Source organism: Bradyrhizobium sp. TM239 (assembly GCF_036247985.1).
GTDB lineage: Bacteria > Pseudomonadota > Alphaproteobacteria > Rhizobiales > Xanthobacteraceae > Bradyrhizobium > Bradyrhizobium ottawaense.
On the sequence record NZ_BTIR01000008.1, the window covers coordinates 313,364 to 337,445 of the forward strand.

At 65.8% G+C, this 24,082-nt stretch carries 14 protein-coding genes; 12 read left to right on the top strand and 2 right to left on the bottom strand.

Annotation, left to right across the window (positions count from 1 at the left end; genetic code table 11):
* Nucleotides 1-132 precede the first annotated feature (132 nt).
* The 6 genes from AABA84_RS15305 to AABA84_RS15330 all read left to right on the top strand — a co-directional run bounded on the left by AABA84_RS15305 (nt 133) and on the right by AABA84_RS15330 (nt 11,360).
* Nucleotides 133-5,337 (top strand): alpha-2-macroglobulin family protein, encoded by a 5,205-nt coding sequence (locus AABA84_RS15305; RefSeq protein WP_338312423.1) that lies wholly within the window; start codon nt 133-135, stop codon nt 5,335-5,337.
* Between the two features lie 5 nt (nt 5,338-5,342).
* Nucleotides 5,343-7,553 carry a penicillin-binding protein 1C gene (gene pbpC / locus AABA84_RS15310; protein WP_338309263.1) on the top strand — a complete coding sequence of 737 codons (2,211 nt, stop codon included), beginning with the start codon at nt 5,343-5,345 and terminating at the stop codon, nt 7,551-7,553.
* Between the two features lie 51 nt (nt 7,554-7,604).
* The gene (locus AABA84_RS15315) at nt 7,605-9,347 is read left to right on the top strand and encodes an ArnT family glycosyltransferase (RefSeq protein ID WP_338309262.1); all 1,743 of its coding nucleotides are present in this window, start codon (nt 7,605-7,607) and stop codon (nt 9,345-9,347) included.
* Between the two features lies 1 nt (nt 9,348).
* On the top strand, nt 9,349-10,194 hold the full coding sequence (locus tag AABA84_RS15320; protein WP_338312424.1) for a phosphatase PAP2 family protein: 846 nt from the start codon (nt 9,349-9,351) through the stop codon (nt 10,192-10,194).
* 63 nt (nt 10,195-10,257) lie between these two features.
* On the top strand, nt 10,258-11,025 hold the full coding sequence (locus tag AABA84_RS15325) for a glycosyltransferase family 2 protein (RefSeq protein WP_212244168.1): 768 nt from the start codon (nt 10,258-10,260) through the stop codon (nt 11,023-11,025).
* The gene (locus AABA84_RS15330) at nt 11,022-11,360 is read left to right on the top strand and encodes a lipid-A-disaccharide synthase N-terminal domain-containing protein (protein WP_018323154.1); all 339 of its coding nucleotides are present in this window, start codon (nt 11,022-11,024) and stop codon (nt 11,358-11,360) included. Before AABA84_RS15325 ends, AABA84_RS15330 begins: the two co-directional genes overlap by 4 nt.
* Before the next feature lie 9 nt (nt 11,361-11,369).
* On the opposite strand, the gene AABA84_RS15335 is transcribed toward AABA84_RS15330, so the two are convergent.
* On the bottom strand, nt 11,370-13,061 hold the full coding sequence (locus tag AABA84_RS15335; protein ID WP_212244166.1) for a Na/Pi cotransporter family protein: 1,692 nt from the start codon (nt 13,059-13,061) through the stop codon (nt 11,370-11,372).
* A 178-nt stretch (nt 13,062-13,239) separates the two neighbouring features.
* The gene (metC, locus tag AABA84_RS15340) at nt 13,240-14,424 is read right to left on the bottom strand and encodes a cystathionine beta-lyase (protein ID WP_338312425.1); all 1,185 of its coding nucleotides are present in this window, start codon (nt 14,422-14,424) and stop codon (nt 13,240-13,242) included.
* Between the two features lie 392 nt (nt 14,425-14,816).
* On the opposite strand from metC, the gene AABA84_RS15345 reads away from it, so the two are divergent.
* The 6 genes from AABA84_RS15345 to AABA84_RS15370 all read left to right on the top strand — a co-directional run bounded on the left by AABA84_RS15345 (nt 14,817) and on the right by AABA84_RS15370 (nt 24,057).
* Complete coding sequence (locus AABA84_RS15345) at nt 14,817-15,833, top strand: amino acid ABC transporter substrate-binding protein (RefSeq protein WP_212244158.1); 1,017 nt, start codon at nt 14,817-14,819, stop codon at nt 15,831-15,833.
* Nucleotides 15,834-15,856: 23 nt separating this feature from the next.
* Nucleotides 15,857-17,062, top strand: coding sequence for an amino acid ABC transporter permease (locus tag AABA84_RS15350; RefSeq protein WP_028144714.1), 1,206 nt, complete (start codon nt 15,857-15,859; stop codon nt 17,060-17,062).
* On the top strand, nt 17,059-18,579 hold the full coding sequence (locus AABA84_RS15355) for an amino acid ABC transporter permease (RefSeq protein ID WP_338312426.1): 1,521 nt from the start codon (nt 17,059-17,061) through the stop codon (nt 18,577-18,579). The genes AABA84_RS15350 and AABA84_RS15355 overlap by 4 nt, the downstream gene beginning before the upstream one ends.
* An 11-nt stretch (nt 18,580-18,590) precedes the next feature.
* Nucleotides 18,591-19,328, top strand: a complete 738-nt coding sequence (locus AABA84_RS15360) for an amino acid ABC transporter ATP-binding protein (protein ID WP_246549972.1) — start codon at nt 18,591-18,593, stop codon at nt 19,326-19,328.
* 100 nt (nt 19,329-19,428) lie between these two features.
* Nucleotides 19,429-21,669 carry an O-linked N-acetylglucosamine transferase, SPINDLY family protein gene (locus AABA84_RS15365; RefSeq protein WP_338312427.1) on the top strand — a complete coding sequence of 747 codons (2,241 nt, stop codon included), beginning with the start codon at nt 19,429-19,431 and terminating at the stop codon, nt 21,667-21,669.
* Between the two features lie 114 nt (nt 21,670-21,783).
* Nucleotides 21,784-24,057 carry an O-linked N-acetylglucosamine transferase, SPINDLY family protein gene (locus AABA84_RS15370; RefSeq protein ID WP_338312428.1) on the top strand — a complete coding sequence of 758 codons (2,274 nt, stop codon included), beginning with the start codon at nt 21,784-21,786 and terminating at the stop codon, nt 24,055-24,057.
* Nucleotides 24,058-24,082: the final 25 nt, after the last annotated feature.

A 24,082-nucleotide genomic window follows, 5' to 3' on the forward strand; every position in this document is an offset into this window, starting at 1 on the left:
TCTCCTCTGGGCTTGCCTTTCCATGGCGAATGCGACGATTTGCACCTTTGGTTCCATCGCCTTGAGTCCGTCACCTTTCCGCGCATTTCATGCCGCCTGCGGGCGGCTGTCCGCGATTTCCGGGAGTCCATCATGATCGGTCTTGTTCGCGCCGTCACACTCTGCGCCACGCTGGCGCTCGGCCTCACCGCCGCGCATGCCGCGGACAAGGCGTTCAAGCGCGACGACCTCGCCGATTCCGCGATCAAGCTGGACGCCCAGATCAAGAGCGAGGCGGGGCCGGTCGCCAAGTCCAACGCGACGCTGCGCACCGACGCGGACGCCGCCTTCCGGCGCAATGATTATCGCACCGGCCTGTCGGTGCTCGGCCAGATCGCGGCGACCACGCCAGAGGACGCCGGCAACTGGCTGCGGCTCGCCAAGGTCATCTTCCAGATCTCGCCGAAGAGCTCGAGCGAGCAGACCTTCCTGCTGGAGCGCGCCTCGACCGCGGCCTACATCGCCTACCAGCGCGCCGGCAATCCCGGCGAGGAGGCCGACGCCCTCGCCGTGCTCGGCAAGTCGCTGTCGGAACGCAAGCTGTGGCGGCCGGCCCTGGATTCGCTGCGGCTGTCGCTCGACATGCGCGAGGTCGCCGACGTCCGCGGCCAATATGAGAAGATGCGCGACGAGCACGGCTTCCGGCTGCTCGACTATACCGTGGACTCGGATTCGGCGAGCCCGCGCGCCTGCTTCCAGTTCTCCGAGGAATTGGCAAAACGCACCGACTTCGCGCCGTTCCTGGCGCTGGCGGGCCAGGACAAGCCGGCGCTGTCGGCCGAAGGCAAGCAGCTCTGCGTGGACGGGCTGAAGCACGGCGAGCGCTACAACATCAATTTGCGCGCCGGCCTGCCGTCCACCGTGAAGGAGGGGCTGCCGAAATCGGCCGAGTTCAACGTCTATGTGCGCGACCGCAAGCCGTTCGTGCGCTTCACCAGCCGGGCCTATGTGCTGCCCCGAACCGGCCAGCGCGGCATTCCCGTGGTCAGCGTCAACACGCCCGCGGTCAACATCAACGTCTTCCGGATCGGCGACCGCAACCTGATCAACACGGTGGTCGACAGCGACTTCCAGAAGACGCTGTCGAAATACCAGCTCTCCGATCTCGGCGACGAGCGCGGCGTGAAGGTCTGGACCGGCGAGCTCGCGACCGCGATGACGCTGAACCAGGACGTCACCACGGCATTTCCGGTCGACCAGGCGCTCGGCGAGCTCCAGCCGGGCGTGTATGTGATGACGGCGGCCGCCAAGGGCCCGGGTTCGGACGACGATTACCAGCTCGCCACCCAATGGTTCATCGTCTCCGATCTCGGCGTTTCCGCCTATTCCGGCAATGACGGTATCCACGTCTTCGTGAACTCGCTGGCCTCGACCGATCCGGTCGGCAAGGCCGAGGTGCGGCTCGTTGCCCGCAACAACGAGATCCTGGCGACCCGCAAGACCGACGACAGCGGTCATGTGCTGTTCGAGGCGGGCCTTGCGCGCGGCGAGGGCGGCCTGTCGCCGGCGATGCTGACGGTCACGGGCGAGAAGGCCGATTATGCCTTCCTCAGCCTGAAGTCCTCCGCCTTCGATCTGTCCGATCGCGGCGTCTCAGGCCGCGTGGTGCCTGCAGGCGCCGACGCCTTCGTCTATGCCGAGCGCGGCGTCTATCGTTCCAGCGAGACCGTCTATCTCACCGCGCTGCTCCGGGACGGGCAGGGCAATGCCGTCAGCGGCGGGCCGCTCACGATCGTGATCGAGCGCCCTGATGGCGTCGAATACCGACGCGCGGTGCTCGCCGACCAGGGCGCCGGCGGCCGTACGCTGTCCGTGCCGCTCAACTCGGCCGTGCCGACCGGGACGTGGCGGGCGCGCGCCTTCACCGACCCGAAGGGCTCCTCGGTCGGCGAGACCACCTTCATGGTCGAGGACTACGTCCCTGATCGGATCGAATTCGACTTGTCCGCCAAGGACAAGCTGATCAAAGCTAACGCTCCAGTGGAGCTTAAGGCGGACGGCCATTTCCTCTATGGCGCGCCCGCGTCCGGCCTGCAGCTCGAAGGCGACATGCTGGTCGCGCCCGCGAGCGAACGCCCAGGATTTGCCGGCTACCAGTTCGGTGTTGCCGACGAGGAGACCAATTCGAACGAACGCACGCCGCTGGAGAACCTGCCCGAAGCCGACGCCAACGGCGTTGCGACCTTCCCGGTCACGCTGGACAAGCAGCCAGCCTCGACCCGTCCGCAGGAGGCGCAGATCTTCGTCCGCATGGTCGAGACCGGCGGCCGCGCCGTTGAGCGCAAGCTCGTGCTGCCGGTCGCGCCCACCGCGGCGCAGATCGGCGTCAAGCCGCTATTCGCAGACAAGAACGTCGCCGAGGGGGACAAGGCCGAGTTCGACGTCCTGTTCGTCTCGCCCGAGGGCGAGAGGCTGCGCCGCGACGGCCTGCGCTACGAGCTCCTGAAGATGGAGTCGCGCTACCAGTGGTATCGCCAGAACAATTACTGGGAGTACGAGCCGGTCAAATCGACCTCGCGCGTCGCCGACGGTGATGTGACCGTTGCCGCCGACAAGCCGGCGCGGATTTCGCTCAGTCCTCAACCCGGCCGCTACCGGCTCGATGTGAAGTCGAACGACGCCGATGGCCCCGTGACCTCGGTGCAGTTCGACGTCGGCTGGTATTCCGACGGCAGCGCCGACACGCCGGACCTGTTGGAGACCTCGATCGACAAGCCGCAATACGCCTCCGGTGACACCATGACGGTGTCGGTCAACGTCCGCAGCGCCGGCAAGCTCACCATCAACGTGCTCGGCGACCGCCTGCTGACGACGCAGACCATCGACGTCAAGGAAGGCACTGCCCAGGTGAAGCTTCCGGTCGGCAAGGACTGGGGCACCGGCGCTTACGTGGTGGCGACGCTGCGCCGTCCGCTCGATGCAGCCGCCCAGCGCATGCCGGGCCGGGCGATCGGCCTGAAATGGTTCGGCATCGACAAGCAGACCCGCACCTTGCAGGTGAAGCTGTCGCCGCCGGCGCTGATCCGGCCGAACGCGACCTTGAAGATCCCGGTCAAGCTCGACGGGCTCAATCCGGGCGAGGACGCCAAGATCGTCATCGCCGCAGTCGACGTCGGCATCCTTAACCTCACCAATTACAAGCCGCCGGCGCCGGACGATTACTATCTCGGCCAGCGCCGCCTGAGCGCCGAGATCCGCGATCTCTATGGGCAGCTCATCGACGGCATGTCCGGCACGCGCGGCCAGATCAAGTCCGGCGGTGACGCTGGAGCTGCCGAGCTTCAGGGCTCGCCGCCCGCGCAAAAGCCGCTGGCGCTCTATTCCGGCATCGTCACGGTTGGCCCCGACGGCAGCGCGGAAGTCAGCTTCGACATTCCGGAGTTCGCCGGCACCGCGCGCGTGATGGCGGTGGCGTGGACCGCGACCAAGCTTGGCCGCGCCAACACCGATGTCGTGATCCGCGACCCCGTCGTGCTCACCACGACCCTGCCGCGCTTCCTGCTCAATGGCGACCACGGCACGGTGAACCTCGAGATCGACAATGTCGAGGGACAGGCCGGCGACTACGTCATCAATGTGAAGACCGGCGGCCCCGTGAAGATGACGGGCAATCCCGCGACCACGGTCAAGCTCGCCGCCAAGCAGCGCAATTCGTTCTCGCTTGCGCTCGACGCGACCGCGGCGGGGCAGGCGACGCTGGACGTCGACATCAGGGGTCCGAACGGGCTGACGCTGGCGCGCCATTACGCGTTCGACGTCAAGGCGGCGACGCAGGTGCTGGCACGGCGTTCGATCCGAACGCTGGCGAAAGGCGAGAGCCTGACGCTGACATCGGACATGTTCTCCGACCTCGTGCCGGGCACCGGCAGCGTCTCGGTTTCGGCGAGCCTGTCGACCGCGCTCGACGCGGCGACGATCCTGAAAGCGCTCGATCGCTATCCCTATGGCTGCTCAGAACAGATCACGAGCCGCGCCATGCCGCTGCTCTATGTCAACGATCTCGCGGCCGGTGCGCATCTCGCCATGGACACCGAGGTCGACCAGCGCATCCGCGACGCGATCGAGCGGCTCTTGGCGCGTCAGGGCTCCAACGGCTCGTTCGGCCTGTGGTCGGCCGGCGGCGACGACGCCTGGCTCGACGCCTACGTGACGGACTTCCTGACCCGCGCCCGCGAAAAGGGTTTTGCGGTGCCGGACGTGCTGTTCAAGAACGCGCTCGACCGTGTCAGAAACTCCGTCGTCAACGGCAACGAGCCGGAGAAGGACGGCGGGCGCGATCTCGCTTACGGCCTCTACGTGCTCGCACGTAACGGCGCAGCGCCGATCGGCGATCTGCGCTATCTTGCCGACACCAAGCTGAACAACCTCGCAACCCCGATCGCGAAGTCGCAGCTCGCGGCGGCGCTCGCTCTCGTCGGCGACCGCAACCGCGCCGAACGGGTCTATGGCGCCGCGCTCGACAGCCTCGCGCCAAAGCCCGTGCTGGAGTTCGGCCGTACCGACTACGGCTCGCAGCTTCGCGATGCCGCAGCTTTGGTGTCGCTGGCCAGCGAAGGCAACGCGCCGAAGGCGACGCTGACGCAGGCAGTGTCGCGGGTCGAGACCGCGCGCGGGCTGACGCCCTACACCTCCACGCAGGAGAATGCATGGCTGGTGCTGGCGGCGCGCGCGCTGGCCAAGGAGAACCTGTCCATGGAAGTGGACGGCCAACCGGTCAAGACCGCGCTTTATCGCAGCTACAAGGCCGCGACGCTGGAGGGCAAGCCGCTGAAGATCACCAACACCGGCGATGCACCGGTGCAGGCCGTGGTCTCGGTGTCGGGCTCGCCGGTGACGCCGGAGCCAGCGGCGTCGAACGGCTTCAAGATCGAGCGCAACTACTTCACGCTCGACGGCAAGCCGGCCGACATCAGCAAGGTCAAGCAGAACCAGCGCTTTGCGGTGGTGCTGAAGATCACCGAGGCGAAGCCCGAGTACGGCCACATCATGGTGTCCGACTATCTGCCGGCGGGCCTCGAGATCGACAATCCGAAGCTGGTCTCGTCGGGCGACAGCGGCACGCTGGACTGGATCGAGGACGGCGAGGAGCCTGAAAACACCGAGTTCCGCGACGACCGCTTCACGGCGGCGGTCGACCGGGCCTCGGATTCGAAGTCGGTCTTCACCGTCGCCTATGTCGTGCGCGTGGTTTCGCCCGGCAAATACGTGCTGCCGCAGGCCTATGTCGAGGACATGTACAATCCCTCGCGCTATGGCCGGACGGGCACCGGGACGGTCGAGGTGCGGGCGGCGAAGTGAGTGAGATGAGCGAACCCAACGAAGTCTCTCGTCATTCCGGGGCGGTGCGCAGCACCGAACTACGGCGCGCAATTGCGCGCCTGAGAATCTCGAGATTCCGGGTCTGGTCCTTCGGGCCATCCCGGAATGACGGCCGTTGGGCCAGGGGCAGGGCCCTTCGCATCCTCTCAGCCTTCGCACTCGCTTTCATCATCGCCATCGTCGGCTTCGTCGGTTGGGTCTACTCCCTCGGGCCTCTCCCGCTCGACGAAGCCCGGCACGTCTCCACCACCATCGTCGACCGCAACGGCAAGCTGCTGCGCGCCTACGCCATGGCAGACGGCCGCTGGCGGCTGCCGGTCGATGCCAAATCCAATGTCGATCCGACCTATCTCAAGCTGCTGCTCGCCTATGAGGACCAGCGCTTCTACGGACACAACGGTCTCGACCCGCTGGCGCTCGGCCGCGCCGCCTTGCAGCTCGTAACGCGCGGCCACATCGTCTCGGGCGGCTCGACCATCAGCATGCAGCTGGCCCGGCTGATGGAGCCACGGCGGCAGCGCTCGCTCTACGCAAAACTGCGGCAGATGGTGCGCGCGATCGAGATCGAGCGCAGCATGAGCAAGGAGCAGATCCTCGACCTCTATCTTGCGCTCGCGCCTTATGGCGGCAATCTCGAAGGCATCCGCGCCGCCTCCATCGGCTATCTCGGCAAGGAGCCGAGACGCCTGTCGCTGGCCGAAGCCGCGCTGCTGGTCGCGCTGCCGCAGTCGCCGGAGACGCGCCGGCTCGATCGCCATCCCGAGGCCGCGCGCAAGGCGCGCGACCGCGTGCTCGACCGCATGGTCGAGGAGCAGGTGGTCAGCGCCGACGACGCAAGGCAGGCCAAGGCCGTGCCCGTGCCAAAGCTGCGCAAGCCGATGCCGATCCTGGCGCCGCATGCGTCCGACACCGCGCTGTCGACAGTCAAGGATACGCCGGTCATCAAGCTGACGCTGGACGCAAATCTGCAGAAGGTGCTGGAGCCGCTGGCGCGCGACCGCGCCATTGCGCTCGGACCTAACATCTCGGTCGGCATCATCGTGGTCGACAATGAGAGCGGGGACGTGCTCGCCCGCGTCGGGTCGGCCGATTATTTCGACGAGAGCCGGGCAGGGCAGGTCGACATGACCCGCGCGATCCGCTCGCCGGGCTCGACGCTGAAACCCTTCATCTACGGGCTCGCCTTCGAGGACGGCTTCGTTCATCCGGAAAGCCTGATCGACGATCGTCCCGTCCGCTTCGGCTCCTACGCGCCGGAAAATTTCGACATGACCTTCCAGGGCACGGTGCCCGTGAAGAAGGCGCTGCAACTCTCGCTGAACGTGCCGGCGATCGTGTTGCTCGATCGCGTCGGATCGAGCCGGCTGGCGTCGCGACTGCGGCAGGCCGGCGGCAATCTGGTTCTGCCCAAGGACGAAGCGCCGGGGCTCGCCATGGGGCTCGGCGGCGTCGGCGTGACGCTGCAGGATCTCGCCCAACTCTACACCGGCTTCGCCCGTCTCGGCACCACGAGGCCGCTGCGCGAGGTGATGGCTGACAAGGACGACCGCGAGCCGCTCCGGCTGCTGGACCCCGTCGCGGCCTGGCAGGTCGGCAACGTGCTGCTGGGAACGCCGCCGCCGGAGAATGCCGCTCACAACCGCATCGCCTTCAAGACCGGCACCTCGTACGGCTATCGCGATGCCTGGTCGGTCGGGTTCGACGGCCGGATGACCATCGGCGTCTGGGTCGGCCGGCCCGACGGTGCGCCGGTTCCCGGCCTGATCGGGCGCGTCGCCGCCGCGCCAATCCTGTTCGACGCCTTCGCCCGCAGCGGCAAGACGCTGGCCGCATTGCCGAAGCCGCCTAAGGGAACCCTGGTTGCTGGCAATGCCAAGCTGCCGTTGCCGCTGAAGCGGTTCCGTCCAGTCGGGGAGCTGGTTCGGACCGGCCGCGAGCAGGCGTTGCACATCCAGTTTCCGCTGAACGGCTCGCGGATCGATGTCGATCGCTCCGGGGGGCAGGACAGCGCCGCGATGCCGGTCAAGGTCGCCGGCGGGGTGCTGCCCATGACCGTCATGGTTAACGGTACGGCGCTCGGCGAGATTGACGGACGCCGCCAGCGCCTGATCGATCCGCCCGGTCCGGGCTTTGCGCGGCTCACCGTGATCGACGCCACGGGCGCCGCGGACACAGTCGTCATTCGAATTCAATGACCCTGGCCTTAACCGGTTGTCGGAATGGCGGTTTCAGCGTAAGCGGAACCAATGGCCGAGACCTTTCCCAGCCCCCGTTTTGGAGCGCCCCGCGAGCCGAAATCGCCCGTGAATCCGGGCAGCCGGCTCGTGCTCATGCTCGACATCGCCACGGCCAGCCAAGCCCGTGCCGTCGCCTTCCTGCTGCTGTGCGCGCTGCTGTTGTTCCTGCCGGGCTTCTTCACGATTCCGCCTGTTGATCGCGACGAGGCGCGCTTCGCCCAGGCCACCAAGCAGATGGTCGAGAGCGGCGACTATGTCGACATCCGCTTCCAGGAGGACGTCCGCTACAAGAAGCCGGTCGGCATCTACTGGTTGCAATCGGTTGCGGTCGAAGCCGCCTCGGCGCTGAAGCTGCCGAAGGCCGAATTGCGGATCTGGGTGTACCGGCTGCCGTCGCTGTTCGGAGCGATCGGCGCCGTGCTCATGACCTATTGGGCCGCGCTCGGCTTCGTCACGCGGCGCGCCGCGGTGCTGGCGGCGCTGATGATGTGCGCCTCCGTGCTGCTCGGCGTCGAGGCGCGGCTCGCCAAGACCGACGCGATGCTGCTGTTCTGCGTGACCGCCGCGATGGGGGCGATGGCGCGGGCTTACCTCTCCTGGCAGCGCGCCGAGGACGAGACGCATCCGCCCTGGAGCTGGCCCGCGATCTTCTGGACCGCGCTTGCGGTGGGCATCCTGATCAAGGGGCCGCTGATCCTGATGTTCGCCGGGCTGACCATCGTCGCGCTCGCGATCCAGGACCGCGATGCCTCCTGGCTGTGGAAGCTGCGTCCGGTCTGGGGCCTGATGTGGATGCTGGTGCTGGTGCTGCCCTGGTTCGTCGCGATCTTCTGGCGCGCGGGCGATGCCTTCTTCGCCGATTCCGTCGGCGGCGACATGCTGAGCAAGATCGGCGCCCAGGAATCCCACGGCGCGCCGCCCGGCATGTATCTGGCGCTGTTCTGGATCACGTTCTGGCCGGGCGCGCCGCTAGCGGCGATGGCGGCGCCCGCGGTGTGGCGGGCGCGGCGGGAGCCCGGCGCGCAATTTCTGCTGGCCTGGCTGATCCCGTCCTGGATCGTGTTCGAGGCGGTGCTGACCAAGCTGCCGCATTACGTGCTGCCGCTGTATCCGGCGATCGCCATTCTCACCGCCGGTGCGGTGGAGCGGCGCGTGCTGTCGCGCTCCTGGCTGATGCGCGGTTCGGCCTGGTGGTTCGCGATCCCCGCGGCCGCCTCGATCATCGCGGTGGTCGGCGCGGTGATGCTGACGCGGCAGCCGGCTTTTGTGGCCTGGCCGTTCATCGCGGCATCGCTGATCTTCGGCCTGTTCGCCTGGTGGCTCTACGACAACAACCGCGCCGAGCGCTCGCTGCTCAACGCGCTGGTCGCGGCCCTGATGCTGGCGGTGGTGGTGTATGGCATCGTGCTGCCGTCGCTGACGCCGCTGTTTCCGAGCATCGAGGTCGCGCGCGCCTTGCGCAACGTCACCTGCGTCGGGCCGAAGGCGGCCGCGGCCGGCTATCACGAGCCGAGCCTCGTCTTCCTGACGGGCACGCAGACCGTGCTCACGGACGGGTCGGGCGCGGCCGACTTCCTGAGGCAGGGCAGCTGCCGCTTTGCGCTGATCGAGCAGCGTTCGGAGCGGAGCTTCGTGCAGCGTGCCGAGGCGATCGGGCTGCGCTATAAGGTCGGCACCCGCATCGACGGCTATAATTTCTCGCAAGGACGCGCGATCTCGATCTCGATCTTCCGCTCGGAAGGCACCGAATAGGATGCCGGCCTCGACCAGCCCCGCGCCGCGCCCGGGCTATCCCGCGCAATTGCTCGCCGTGTCGGGCCGCGCGCTTGCGCAGCTCGTTCGCACGCCCTCGCATTCGCGCCGCGCAGAGGCCGCGCGAAAACTGGCGCGGCATTCGCTGTGGCTCAGTGCGGCGGGCGCGGCCCTGGTCATTGCGCTGATGCTCGCGTTCGACCGAACCGAGATCCAGCTGATGCCGGCGCGCGGCACGCCGAGCCTGTGGCCGATCCGCATCCTCACCGATTTCGGCAAGGACGAGTATCTGCTCTCGGTGCTCGGGGGCGTGCTGGTCCTGCTGGCGCTCGTTGCGGCGGGACTTCACGGGAGACGGCGCGCGCTGCTCCTCGGTCTCGGCACACGGCTGCAGTTTGTGTTTCTGTCGATTGCCGTCTCGGCCTTCGTTGCCGAGATCCTGAAATATATCATCGGCCGCGGACGTCCGTTTGTCGGCGGCAAGGCCAATCCGTTCAACTTCATGCCGTTCGAGGGGACGGGGGCTTATGCCAGTCTGCCGTCGGGCCATGCCGTGGCAGCGTTCGCCCTGGCGTTTGCCGTGTCGGCATTGTGGCCGCGTCTGCGCGTGTTCATGTTCACTTACGCAATCGTGATCCTGTTGACGCGTCTGGTGCTGGTCGCGCATCACCCGAGCGACGTCGTGGCCGGCGCCCTGGTCGGCACGGTCGGCGCCATGGCGGTCCGCTATTGGTTCGCGGCCAGGCGGCTGGGCTTCGCCATCTGCGCCGATGGCACCATTGTGCCGCTTGCAGGGGCGGTTTCGGGCCATCTCAAAGGGGTTGCCCGCGGGGCATCCGCCCCATAAAAGCGGCTGCCTGTCGGGGCCGCCGGTTCCCCGGGAAGGCCCATTCCAACCACGAGCCTCGATTTGTCGTCGTCCCAGCCTTCGGTTTCCCAGCCTTGGGTTTCCCAGCCCTCGGTTTCCATCGTCGTTCCCGTGCGCAACGAAGCCGACAACATCGCGCCGCTGATCGCGGAGATCGGCGCGGCGCTCGATGGCCGCTGGGCCTATGAGATCATCTACGTCAACGACGGCTCGACCGATGCGACCGGCGAACGCCTCGCAGCGATCATGGCGCAGCGGAGCAATCTGCGCCAGCTTCGCCACGCCAGATCAGGCGGCCAATCCGCGGCCGTGCGCAGCGGCGTGCGTGCGGCGCGCGGGGCGATCGTGGCGACGCTCGATGGCGACGGCCAGAACAATCCGGCCTTCCTGCCCGACCTGATCTCGGCGGTCGAGAAGGGAGCAGGGCGCGTCGGCCTCGCCGCGGGGCAGCGTGTCGGACGCAAGGATACCGGCTTCAAGAAATTCCAGTCGCGCGTGGCCAACGGTGTCCGCAACTCCATCCTGAAGGACGGCACGCGGGATACCGGCTGCGGGCTGAAGGCATTCCGGCGCGAGGTCTTCCTGATGATGCCTTATTTCGACGGGCTGCATCGCTTCCTGCCGGCGCTGGTCCGCCGCGAAGGCTACGATATCGCCTATGTCGACGTGATCGACCGGCCGCGCCATTCCGGCGTGTCCAATTACGGCTTCTTCGATCGGCTGTGGATCGGCATCATGGATCTCGCCGGCGTGTGGTGGCTGATCCGCCGCAAGAAGCCGACACCAGATGTGACTGAGGTGAACGCATGATCATTCAATACGGTCAGGCGCTGAGCAACTATCTCTACGACGTCTTCGTCGCCAAGTTCGATTTCTGGCTGGCGTTCGGCCTCGTCGCGCAGCTGTTCTTCACGGCGCGATTCCTGGTGCAGTGGATCGCCAGCGAGCGCGCCGGCAACAGCGTGGTGCCGATGGCGTTCTGGTTCTGCTCGATGGGCGGCGGCCTGATGACGCTGGTCTACGGCGTCGTGAAGCGCGAGCCGGTGATCATCCTCGGACAGTCGCTGGCGACCATCATCTATATCCGCAACATCATGCTGATCATCAAGAACCGCGGCCGCGCCTCGAAGACGCTCGATCGCTGAGCCCAGGTTTTAGCGCGGCAACGCCGATGCCGCGCCTGAGGCTGGCAGAGCCGCTGTCTCCGCCTCGGTCCTGCGATAAGGCACGCCGGCTGCGTCGAGCACGGGATAGGCGACCGAGCAGATGTGCGAGTGGATACGCCTGAGGTCGCGCAGCACGTCCAGATGCAGCGAGGTCGTCTCGATGGTTTCGGGGCGGCCCTCGCGCAGGCGGTCGAGGTGGCGCTCGACTGCGGCAAGCTCCGTGTTGCGCAGTGCAGTTTTCTCCACCAGCAGCTTGCGCGCCTCATTGGCGTCGCCGGACATGAAGACGCCGAAGGCGATCCGCAGCGAGTCCATCGTGCGCTTGTGGAAGGCGGCGAGCTCCTCGGCCCCCTCGGCCGAGAACTGGAAGCGGCGCTTGATCTTCTTGGTGGCGAGCTCGCTCAGGCTCTTGTCGATGATGTCGCCGATATGCTCGAGGTTGATGGCGAAGGAGATGATCTCCATCGCGCGCCGCCCTTCGCTCTCGTCGAGGCTGCCCCGCATCAGCTTGGTCACGTAGAGCTTGATGGCCTCGTCGAGACCGTCGACGAAATTGTCCATCTTGGAGACCTGGTCGACCAGCGCACGGTCGCCTGTCATCATCGCGGCCATCACCTTGCGCAGCATGACCTCGACGAGATCGCCCATCCGCAACGTCTCGCGCGCGGCGTCTGCAAGCGCCAGTGACGGCGTCTCCAGCGCGGTCTCGTCGAGATAGCGCGGGCGGGCCGGATCGGCCTCTTGCACGCGATCGGGCAGGAGGCGTGTCAACAGGCGCGACATGGCGTCGAGCAGGCCGATGAAGACGACGGCGGTGCCGACATTGAAGGCGATGTGGAAAGCCGCCGTCATCCTGGCGAGATCGGGCTGCCAGGCGTGCATGTGCTCGGCGATCGCGCCCAGGAAGGGCAGCACGAGGGCAATCCCGATCACGCGGTTGACGAGATTGCCGACCGGCAGGCGGTAGCTCGCGGGATCGTCACGCCTGGCGCCTTCGAACACGGGATTGACGGCACTGCCGAGATTGGCCCCGAGCACCAGCGCCAGCGCCGCGTCAGGCGTGATGAACTGCGAATAGGCCAGCGACATGATCAGCAGCACGCTGGCGACGCTCGAATGCACTGCCCAGGTGACGAGGGCGGCAATGACGATGCACAATATTGGATCGCCCGTGATGGCCGACATCACGATGCGGACGCCCGGTGCGTTCTCAGCTGGCGCCAGCGTGTCGAGCAGGATGTGCAGCGAGAGCAGCATCAGGCCGAGGCCGATGCAGACGCGGCCGATGTCCTTGATCCGCGATCGCGGGCCGGAGCGGAAGGCGACGAGGCCGAGCACGAACAGCACCGGTGCGACGGCTGCGATGTTGAATGACAGCACCTGCACGATCAGCGTCGTGCCGACATTGGCCCCGAGCATGATGGCGAGCGCAGCGGCGAGGCTGACGAGCCCTTCGGCCGCGAACGAGCTCGTGATCAAGGCGGTCGCGGTGCTGCTCTGGAGCAGCGCGGTGAGGCCGAGGCCGGCAGCAAAGGCGCTGGCGCGGTTGCTCAGCGCCTTGCCCAGCAGCCGCCTGAGGTCAGGACCGAAGGCGCGCAAGATCCCGCTGTGGACCATGTGCAGGCCCCACAGCAACAGCGCAACGCCGCCCATCAGATCGAGCAGAACCAACGTTCCCATGCTCCGTGTCCGGATTGGAGTCGATTGGTGAGGCTAGCGCCAAATGCTTGAGGTTCAAACCCTTTGTTGGCGCGTCGTCGTTAACGTTTACGCCAGCTGCACGTTCCCACGGCGCGTGGTGCGCGTCCGCCGCGGCGCGCGTTGGCGCGTCCGCAGTCGAGATGCCTTGTGAACAGGCTCACATTGCCGCCTTGAGGGCAGCGAAGCCGCGGTCGAGGTCGGCCTTGAGGTCGTCGACGCTCTCGAGGCCGATGTGGAGACGCAGCGTCGGGCCGCCCGGGGCCCACTTGGTCGCGGTGCGATAGGCGTCGCAATCGAAGGGAATCGCGAGGCTCTCGAAGCCACCCCAGGAAAAACCCATGCCGAACAGCTTGAGCGTGTTGAGCATGGTGTCGACGGCCTTCTGCGGTGCTGGCTTCAGCACGATGCTGAACAGGCCTGAGGCGCCGGTGAAGTCACGCTTCCAGATCGCGTGGCCGGGATCGGTCTCGAGCCCCGGATGCAGCACGCGCGCGACCTCGGGTCTAGCCGCGAGCCAGCGCGCCATGTCGAGCCCGGAGCGGTGATGCTGCGCCAGCCGCACCGACAGCGTGCGCAGGCCGCGCAATGCGAGGAAGACGTCGTCGGGACCGGCGCAGACGCCGAGCAGGCGGATGCCTTCCGCAATCTGCGGCCAGGCCTTGGCGTTGGCCGAGATGGTGCCGAACATGATGTCGGAATGGCCGCCGATATATTTGGTGGCGGCCTGCATGCTGATGTCGACGCCCTGGTCGAGCGAGCGGTGATACAGCGGCGTCGCCCAGGTGTTGTCGTCGATGACGAGTGCGCCGCGCCCATGCGCGACCTCGGCGATGGCGCGAATGTCCGGCATCTCGAACGACTGCGAGCCCGGCGCCTCCACCAGCACTGCGCGGGTGTTGGGCTTGAACAGCTTGTCGATGCCGGCGCCGATCAGCGGATCGAAATAGGTCGTCTCGACGCCAAAGCGGGTGAGCATGCCGTTGCAGAAATTGCGCGAGGGCCGATAGACGTTGTCGCAGACCAGGAGATGGTCGCCGGCCTTGAGCACCGCGAGCAGGGTGGTCGAGATCGCCGACAGCCCCGACGGCACGATGCCGATGCCGGCGCATTGCGGTCCCTCCAGCGCCATCAGCGTCTCCTGGAACGCCTTGGTGGTGGGGGAACCGTGGCGGCCGTAGGTGAACTCGCCGCGATGGGCGTGCAGGTCCTCGGCGGTCGGGTAGAGCACGGTCGAGCCGTGAAAGACCGGCGGATTGACGAACCCCTTCTGCGCCTTGGTGTCGCGGCCGGAGGTAACCAGCCGGGTCTCGGCATGCTGCTGGAAGGGGTGCGAGGAATCCATGCGTCTGCTTTCAAAACCGCGTTTCCGCTCGGGCTTGGCGCCCGATGGGCTGGCCAAAAGGCCGCTGTCGTTAATAACAGAACACAGAAGAGTCCCGTCAACCCCTTGACCCGGCAGGCCAGTCGTTCTGTGATGCGCAGGTGCTATTCAGTCGCCGCATGTTGAGGGGCAGCCGCGACCTTCGATCCATCGTCCGACCGGACCTTGCGCCACAGCCAAAAAAATGGCGGGCGCGAGCGGCAGGGATTAAGGTATGGCCTCCCGGGATCGGCGAGTGTTCGGCAAGGTTTCCCAGCATGACTCTTGCAGGGGCTGGCCTTGATACGCCTGGCCCTGGCAGCGATGATCCTGAGACAACGTTCCTTGAGACGACTTTGAAAGGCCCAAAGCCCATGAAACGCGTAACCCTGGCTCTCACCCTTGCTATCGCCGCCGGCCTCTCCGCCCAGGCCGCCGATGCGCAAACGCTCAAGACGGTCAAGGACCGGGGCATGCTGTCCTGCGGCGTCAGCCAGGGCCTGCCGGGATTCTCGTCGCCCGACGACAAGGGCAACTGGACTGGCCTCGACGTCGACGTCTGCAAGGCGATCGCCGGGGCGATCTTCAACGATGCGACCAAGGTCAAGTATGTGCCACTGTCCGCCAAGGACCGCTTCACCGCGCTGCAGTCCGGCGAAATCGACGTGCTCTCGCGCAACACCACCTGGACCATCTCGCGTGATACCTCGCTCGGCGCCAATTTTACCGGCGTGACCTATTATGACGGGCAGGGCTTCATGGTGAAGAAGTCGCTCAAGGTGAATTCGGCGCTCGAGCTCAACAGCGCCTCGGTCTGCGTGCAGACCGGCACCACCACCGAGCAGAATCTGGCCGACTACTTCAAGGCCAACAACATGAAGTACGAGGTGATCGCGTTCGGCACCAACGACGAAACGGTCAAGGCGTATGAGGCGGGACGCTGCGACGTCTTCACCACCGACCAGTCGGGCCTGTACGCCAATCGCCTGAAGCTTGCCAATCCCAACGACCACATGGTGCTTCCCGAGATCATCTCGAAGGAGCCGCTCGGCCCGATGGTGCGCCACGGCGACGATCAGTGGTTCGACATCGTGAAATGGACGCTGTTCGCGATGGTCACCGCCGAAGAGCTCGGCGTGACCTCGAAGAACGTCGACGAGAAAGCGAAGCTGGAAAATCCCGAGTTGAAGCGCGTCCTCGGCACCGACGGCAATTTCGGCGAACAGCTCGGCCTGACCAAGGACTGGGTGGTGCGGGTCGTGAAGGCAGTCGGCAATTACGGCGAAGTGTTCGATCGCAATGTCGGCGCCGGCTCGCCGCTCGCCATCAACCGCGGTCTCAACAATCTCTGGAACAAGGGCGGTCTTCAGTACGCGCCGCCGATCCGCTGATCATCTGATCCGCTGGCAGCGGCATGAGCACCGAGGCCCGAAAACCGCCACCCCAGATCGCGCTGAAGATCAGGCGCGTTCTGGGTGGCAAGGCAGGCTGGAACGGCGTTGCCGTCCAGTTTGCCTTCGCGGCGATCCTGGGCTGGATCGGCTATGAGATCGTCTCCAATGCCCGTGCCAACCTCGAAAACCAGCACATCGCCGCCGGCTTCGGCTTCCTCAGGAATAATGCCGGCTTCGACGTCAACCAGACCCTGATCTCCTATACCGGCTCGGACACCTTCCTGCGCGTGTTCGTGGTCGGGCTCCTGAACACACTCGTGGTCTCGGTGGTGGGCATCGTCTTCGCCACCTTGATCGGCTTCATCGTCGCGCTGTGCCGGCTGTCACCCAATTGGCTGCTGTCCCGCGTCGGCGAGATCTATGTCGAGCTCATCCGCAACCTGCCGCTGCTGTTCCAGATCCTGTTCTGGTACCTCGCGGTGCTCGCTGCCTTGCCCAATCCGCGGCAGAGCATCTCGCTGCTCGGCGTTGCCTTCATCAGCAATCGCGGCCTCGTCATTCCAAGCCCGGTCGGCGGGAGCGGCCTGGAGCCGTTCCTGGCGATGCTGGCGCTCGGTATCGTCGCGTCACTGGCCTTGCGCTTCTATGCGCGGCGCGCGCTGTTTCAGGAAGGGCGGATGATCCGGATCTGGCCCACCGTGCTGGGCCTGCTGTTCGGGCTGCCGCTCGCCACGATATTGGTGTTCGGTCTGCCCTTCACTTTCGAGCTGCCGCAGCTGAAGGGCTTCAATTTCGCCGGCGGATCGCGGATCATTCCGGAGTTCGTGGCGCTGACGCTGGCGCTGTCGACCTATACCGCCGCCTTCATCGCCGAGATCGTGCGCGCCGGAATCCTGTCGGTCCACAAGGGGCAGATGGAGGCGGGGGCCTCGCTCGGCCTCAGCCGCGGCACCACGCTCCGGCTGGTCGTCGTGCCGCAGGCCATGCGCGTCATCGTGCCGCCGCTGACCAACCAGTACCTCAATCTCACCAAGAACTCGTCGCTGGCGGTCGCGATCGGCTATCCTGACCTCGTCTCGGTGTTCGCCGGCACGTCGCTGAGTCAGACCGGGCAGGCGATCGAGATCATCGCGATGACGATGGGGATCTATCTCCTGATCTCGCTGCTCACCAGCGCGATCATGAGCGTCTACGGTTGGCGCGTCAGCCGGAGTCTGGGCGCATGAGCGACATCGCCTCGAGCAGCTTCGTTCGCCGGGACCTGCTCACCGAACGTCCCGCGCCGGTGAAGACCACGGGCTTTGTCGGGCTGGTGCGCACGCGCCTGTTCAACTCGCCGACCAACATCCTGCTCACGATCGTGGGCGCCTTGCTGCTGTGGTTCACCATCGTTCCCTCGGTCAGGTTCCTGATGGTCGATGCGGTCTGGAGCGGCAAGGACCGCACGGCATGCCTCGCGGAGAACGCCGGCTTTGCGGTCGGCGCCTGCTGGCCCTACATCCAGGCCAAGCTGCCGCAATTGATCTACGGTTTCTATCCCGAGGCCGAGCGCTGGCGGGTCAACCTCACCTTCGTCCTTGCGGCGGCCCTGCTGGTGCCGCTGCTCGTGCCGCGTCTGCCGGCGAAGGGGCTCAACGCCAGTCTGTTCTTCTTCGCATTTCCTGTGGTCGCATTCTTTCTGCTGCACGGTGGCGGCATCAAGGGCTTTGGCCTCAGCTGGACCGCCGGCCTGCTGGAATTGTTCGACGACAGCATCATCGGCGCCGGGCAGGCCGTGCTCGGTCTCAGCAAGACATCCGCCGTCGCGCCGCTGCTGTGGGCGGTCGGGAGTTTTATCGTGCTGGTCGGCACGGCGATCTCCTGGCTGATCCTTCCGCTGACTTGGCTGCGCGATCAGATCCAGGGCGCGGGTCAGTCGATCTGGGCCGATTTCGCCGTCACCACCGCGGTCGTGTCGTTGATCGCCTTCGGTCTCGGCGGCGGCTTGCGCACCGGCTCGCGCGCTCTGGCCTCGAGCATCGTTGCCTTCGGCGCCATCGCTATCGTGATCAAGCTGATGGGGCTCGATCGCGGTGGACTGCCGGTCGTGACGACGAATTTGTGGGGCGGCCTTCTGGTCACGCTGGTGGTCTCCGTCACCGGCATCGTCACCTCGCTGCCGATCGGCATCGCGCTGGCGCTCGGGCGCCGCTCCACCATTCCGTTGATCCGGATCTTCTCGATCGCCTTCATCGAGTTCTGGCGCGGCGTGCCGCTGATCACCGTGCTGTTCTTCGCCACCTACATGCTGCCGCTGTTCCTGCCGGGTAATTTCACCGTCGACGGCCTCGTCCGCGCGCTGATCGGCATCGCGCTGTTCACGGGCGCCTATCAGGCCGAGAACGTCCGCGGCGGGCTTGCCGCGATCCCGCGCGGGCAGGGCGAGGCCGCCGCAGCCCTCGGCCTGTCCTGGTGGAAGACGACCTCGCTGATCGTGCTGCCGCAGGCGCTGCGTCACGTCATTCCGAACCTCGTCAACAGCTTCATCTCGCTGTTCAAGGACACTTCGCTGGTCTCGATCGTGGCGCTGTTCGACCTGCTGGGCTCGCTGCGGGCCTCGTTCTCGGATCCAAAATGGTCGACGCCCTCGACCGCGTTCACCGGCTTCGCCTTCGCCGGGATCATCTACTTCATCTTCTGCTTTGGAATGTCGCGCTACTCGCTGTTCGTCGAGCACCGCCTCAACGCCCACCGTCGCAACTGATCGAGGTCACCATGTCCGACCCCATCGTCAAGATTTCCGGCCTCAACAAATGGTACGGCGACTTTCACGTGCTGCGCGACATCGACCTCGATGTCCGCAAGGGCGAGCGCATCGTGATCTGCGGACCCTCGGGCTCCGGCAAGTCGACCTTGATCCGCTGCATCAACGCGCTGGAGGAATTCCAGGAGGGCGAGATCGTCGTCGACGGCATTGCGCTCGGCCCCAACCTCAAGCACATCGACGCGGTGCGCCGCGAAGTCGGCATGGTGTTCCAGAGCTTCAACCTGTTTCCGCATCTGACCGTTCTGGAGAACTGCACGCTGGCGCCGATCTGGGTGCGCAACATCCCGAAGAAGGACGCCGAGATCAACGCGATGAAGTTCCTGGAGCGGGTCAAGATCCCGCATCAGGCCAACAAGTTTCCGGGGCAGATGTCCGGCGGCCAGCAGCAGCGCGTGGCGATCGCCCGCGCGCTGACGATGAACCCGAAGGTCATGCTGTTCGACGAGCCGACCTCGGCGCTCGACCCGGAGATGGTCAAGGAGGTGCTGGACACCATGGTGGACCTCGCCGAGGAAGGCATGACCATGCTGGTCGTCACCCACGAAATGGGCTTTGCCCGCGAGGTCGCCAACCGCGTGGTGTTCATGGACGCCGGTCAGATCATCGAGGCCAACACGCCGAACGAATTCTTTGCGGCACCCCAGCACGCCCGCACGAAGCTGTTCCTGAGCCAGATCCTGCGCTGAGCACTCGCCATCCGGAGGCCGCGCCGGCCTGACTCACCCGCCAGCCTGGCACCAGCGAATCAGCTTTGCCTCTTTTCGGGCGATTCCCCGGAGAGAGACCTTGCAGAGCAGTGTTGGTGCGCGCGCATATCAGAATGCGCGATTGCAAAAGAAGTTGAGGAAGCAGGCGGACGCCGTCATGTCGCTTGCGGTCGAGGCGCTGCGGCAGGGCCGATTTGCCGAGGCCGAGACGCTCTGCCGCGGGATTGTGGAGGAGGTTCCGGATCATTTCCACGCCACGCACCTGCTCGGCCTGCGCGCGTTTGAGGGCGGGCGGCTTGAGGAGGCGCAACGACTGTTCGAGCGCGCGATTGCGCTCGATCCGCGCTCGCCCGATGCCCATGGCAATCTCGGCGCCGTCTATTTCGACCTCCAGAAATTCCAGGACGCCCGCGCATGCCAGGAGAGGGCCATTGCGCTGAAGCCGAATTGTCCGATCACCCTGACCAATCTCGGCAATACGCTCCTGAACGTCGGCCTCGGCGAACGGGCGATCGGACTGCACGAACGCGCTATCAAGCTGCGGCCCGACTACGCCGATGCCTTTTGCAATCGCGGGATGGCGGAGCTGATGATCGGCCGGTCCGAGCGTGCCAAGGAGAGTTTCGATCGCGCCCTGTCGTTTCAGCCGCGTCATGCGGAAGCGATCGCCGGCAAGGGCATGGTGTGCATCGAGCTTCGGCACTACGAGGAGGCGGAAGCCGCCCTCGCGGCAGGGCTCGCGATCAAGCCGGGTTCACCGCGGATTCTGGCCCAGCGCGGACGGCTCAATTTCGATCTGCACCGGCTGGAGCAGGCGGCGGCGGACTTCGATGCGGCGCTGGCGCAATCGCCGCGACTCGAGCTCGCTCTGCGCGGCAAGGCGCAAGTCAACCTCCTGCTGGGGAACACGACGCAGGCGATCGCGGCCGTCAAGACCCTGCTCGAGGACAACCCGCGGTCGGACTACGCCATCGTGCTTCTCGGCGCCTGCTACGCGAACCAGGGAGACGTCGCGACGGCGCTCGAGCACCTCGACGCGGCGCTCGAAATCTCGCCGGACTATGCAGATGCCATCGCACGCAAGATATTCATCCTGGACTATCAGTCGGAGGCCGATTTCGCGGTCCAGCAGGCGGCGCGAAAATCCTGGTGGGATGCGATCGGCGCCAGACTGCCGCAACGGACGCTGCCGCCCCGGCAGCTCGATCCGGGCCGGCGGATCGTCGTCGGCTATGTCGCGTCGGAATTCAGGAACCACTCGGCGGCGTTCGCGCTGTTGCCGGTGCTGCGCCATCACGATCACTCCAGGTTCGAGATCGTCTGCTATTCCTGCTGGCCGCTGCAGGACGAGATCACCGAGAGATTCAAGCCCCTCGCGGACGTCTGGGTCGACGCCGCGCAGCTGTCGGACGACGAGCTGGCCGATCGCATCCAGGCGGACAAGATCGACATCCTGATCGACGTGTCCGGGCACACGGCCGGCAACAGGCTGCCTGTATTTGCCCGCAAGCCGGCCCCGATCCAGGTCACGGGCTTCGGACACGCCACGGGCACGGGCCTTCAGACCATGGATTACGTGCTCGCCGATCCAATCTTCATTCCGCAATCGGCGCGCCATTTGCTGGCCGAAAAGGTTCATGATCTGCCGTGCCTGATCACGATCGATCCCATCCTGGACGTGCCGCCTTCGGAGCTTCCCATGCTCCGCAACGGTCATGTGACCTTCGGCGTGTTCAACCGCATCTACAAGATCTCGGATGAGGCAATCCGGGTGTGGTCGAAAGTGATGCGCGAGGTGAGGGGTTCGAAGATCATCATCAAGCACGGGCTGCTCGACGATCCCCTGCTGCGCGACGGCCTGATCGCGCGGTTCGTGGCGCACGGCATTGCCGAAGACAATATCACCTGCCTGGGCTCGACCACGCGGCACGAGCATCTGCTGGCCTTTGCGCAAGTCGACATCTCCCTCGATACCTTTCCGCAAAATGGCGGCATCAGCACCTGGGAATCCCTCTATGCGGGCGTTCCGGTCGTCGCCAAGCTCGGCAACGGCTCTTCGTCACGCGCCGGCGGCTCGATCGTGGCGGCCGTCGGCCTCGACGACTGGGTCGCCGAGGATGACGACGGCTATGCCGCGATCGCGTGCAAATATGCGGCGCAGTCCGCTCATCTGGCGAAATTGCGTGCGGAGCTGCCGGCTCGGATCGCAGCCTCGCCTGCCGGCAACGTCGAAGTTTACGCGCGTGAGGTCGAGGCGGCCTATCGTCGTTTTTGGCTCGACTATTGTGCCGGCGCCTCGGAACGCGGCGAGGTGGCGTAGTCCGACCTTGCGCCGCCCCCCGGGAAATCCCGGAGGCGCTGCTGGTTGGGTGACCGGCCGGCCGGGCCTGCGAATCAGTTAGACTCCTCTGAGGGCATCCTCCGGAGAGACACCTTGCAGAACAGCGGCGGCGGCGCGCGCGCATTCCAGAATGCGCGATTGCAGAAGAAGTTGATGAAGCAGGCCGACGCCGTCATCGCTGCTGCGGCGAACGCCTATGGCCAGGGCCGATATGCCGAAACCGAGGCGCTGTGCCGCGAGATCCTGAAAGCCCTTCCGGATCATATCGACGCCATGCACCTGCTCGGCATGTGCGCCCACGACGGCCGGCGCCTCGAGGAGGCGAAAGAGCTGCTGGAGCGCGTGATCGCGCTCGATCCGCGCCTGCACGATGCCCATAACAACCTCGCAACCGTGCATTTTGACCTCGGCAATTACGAGGAGGCGCGACGGTGCCAGGAGAGGGCGATCGCGCTGAAGCCGAATTTCGCGGTGGCGCTGACCAATCTCGGCAACACGCTGATGCACATGGCGCTCTACGAGCAGGCGCTCGAGATGCACGAGCGCGCCATCAAGATCAAACCGGATTATGCCGATGCGCTCTGCAATCGCGGCATGGTCGAGCTCGTGCTTGGGCAGATCATGCGCGCCAAGGAGAGTTTCGATCGCGCCCTGCTGTTTCAGCCGCGTCACGCCGAGGCCATCGTCGGCACCGGCATGGTCAGCATGGAGCTGCGGCACCACGAGGAGGCAGCAGCCAAGTTCGCCATGGCGCTCGCGATCAAGCCTGGTGCGCCGAGGATCCTGGCCCAGCGCGGGCGGCTCAGTTACGAGCTGCAGCGCCTGGAGCCCGCGCTTGCGGATTTCGATGCGGCGCTTGCCATTTCGCCCAAGCTCGAGCTGGCCCTCCGGGGCAAGGCGCAGGTCTGCCTCGTCATGGGAAGGACCGCGCAGGCGATGGCGGCCGCGACGACCTTGATCGAGCGAAATCCGCGATCCGAGATGGGGTTGGCGCTGCTGGGCTTCGCCTATTCCAACCAGGGAGACATGGACTCCGCGATCCAATATCTCGATCGCGCGCTTGCGATCCGACCGGATTATGGAGACGCGATCAGGGGCAAGATCTTCCTGCTCGACTACCTCGCGGACGCCGATTTCGCGGTCCAGCAGGCGGTACGAAAATCCTGGTGGGATGCGATCGGCTCGAAGATACCGCGAAGGACGCTGCCGAAGCGGCCGCTCGATCCGGACAAGCGGATCGTGGTCGGCTATGTCGCGGCCGAATTCCGGCAGCACTCGGCGGGACTCACCCTGCTTCCCGTGCTGCGCAACCACGATCACACCAAGTTTGAGATCATCTGCTATTATTCCTGGCCGGGAGCGGACGAGTATACCGCCAAGTTCAAATCAATGGCGGACGTCTGGGTCGACGCCTGGCAGATGTCGGACGACGAGCTCGCCGATCGTATTCAGGCCGACAACGTCGACATCCTGATCGACGTTTCCGGCCACACGACCGGCAACAGGCTGCAATGCTTCGCGCGAAAGCCGGCTCCGATCCAGGCCACGGGATTCGGACACGCGACGGGCACGGGCATGCCGACCATGGACTATGTGCTCGCGGATCCCATCTTCATTCCGCCATCGGCTCGGCATTTGTTTCCTGAAAAGATCTACGATCTGCCGTGCCTGATCACGATGGAGCCGGTCACTAATCTGCAGCCCTCCGAGCTGCCGATGCTCCGCAACGGCTACGTCACCTTCGGCGTGTTCAACCGCATCTACAAAATATCGGATGATGCGATCCGTGTGTGGTCGCGCATCATGCGGGAGGTGCCGGGATCGAAGATCATCCTCAAGCATGGTTTGCTCGATGATGCCCTGCTGCGCGATAGCCTGATCGCACGCTTCATCGCGCAGGGCATTGCGGAGGAGGACATCACCTGCCTCGGCACCACCTCGCGCGACGACCACCTGATGGCCTTCGACAAGATCGATATTTCGCTCGACACGTTCCCGCAGAATGGCGGCATCAGCACCTGGGAATCCCTCTACAAGGGCGTTCCCGTCGTCGCCAAGCTCGGCATTGGAGCCTCTTCGCGTGCCGGCGCCTCCATCGTGGCCGCCGTCGGTCTCAGCGACTGGGTCGCCGAGGATGACGACGGCTATGTCGAGATCGCCCGCAAATTTGCGTCGCGGCCCGAGCATCTGGCGAAGTTGCGCGCGGGCTTGCCGGCTCAGATCGCAGCCTCGCCCGCCGGCAATGTCGAGATCTACACGCGTGAGCTCGAAGCGGGTTACCGCCAATTCTGGCGCGACTATTGTGCCGCCGCCTCGGAGAGCGGCGACGCTGCGGCAAGCGGGGCCGGCGCACCGGGCGGTTCCTGAGCCGGATCCTGCGGCGAGGCCCGGA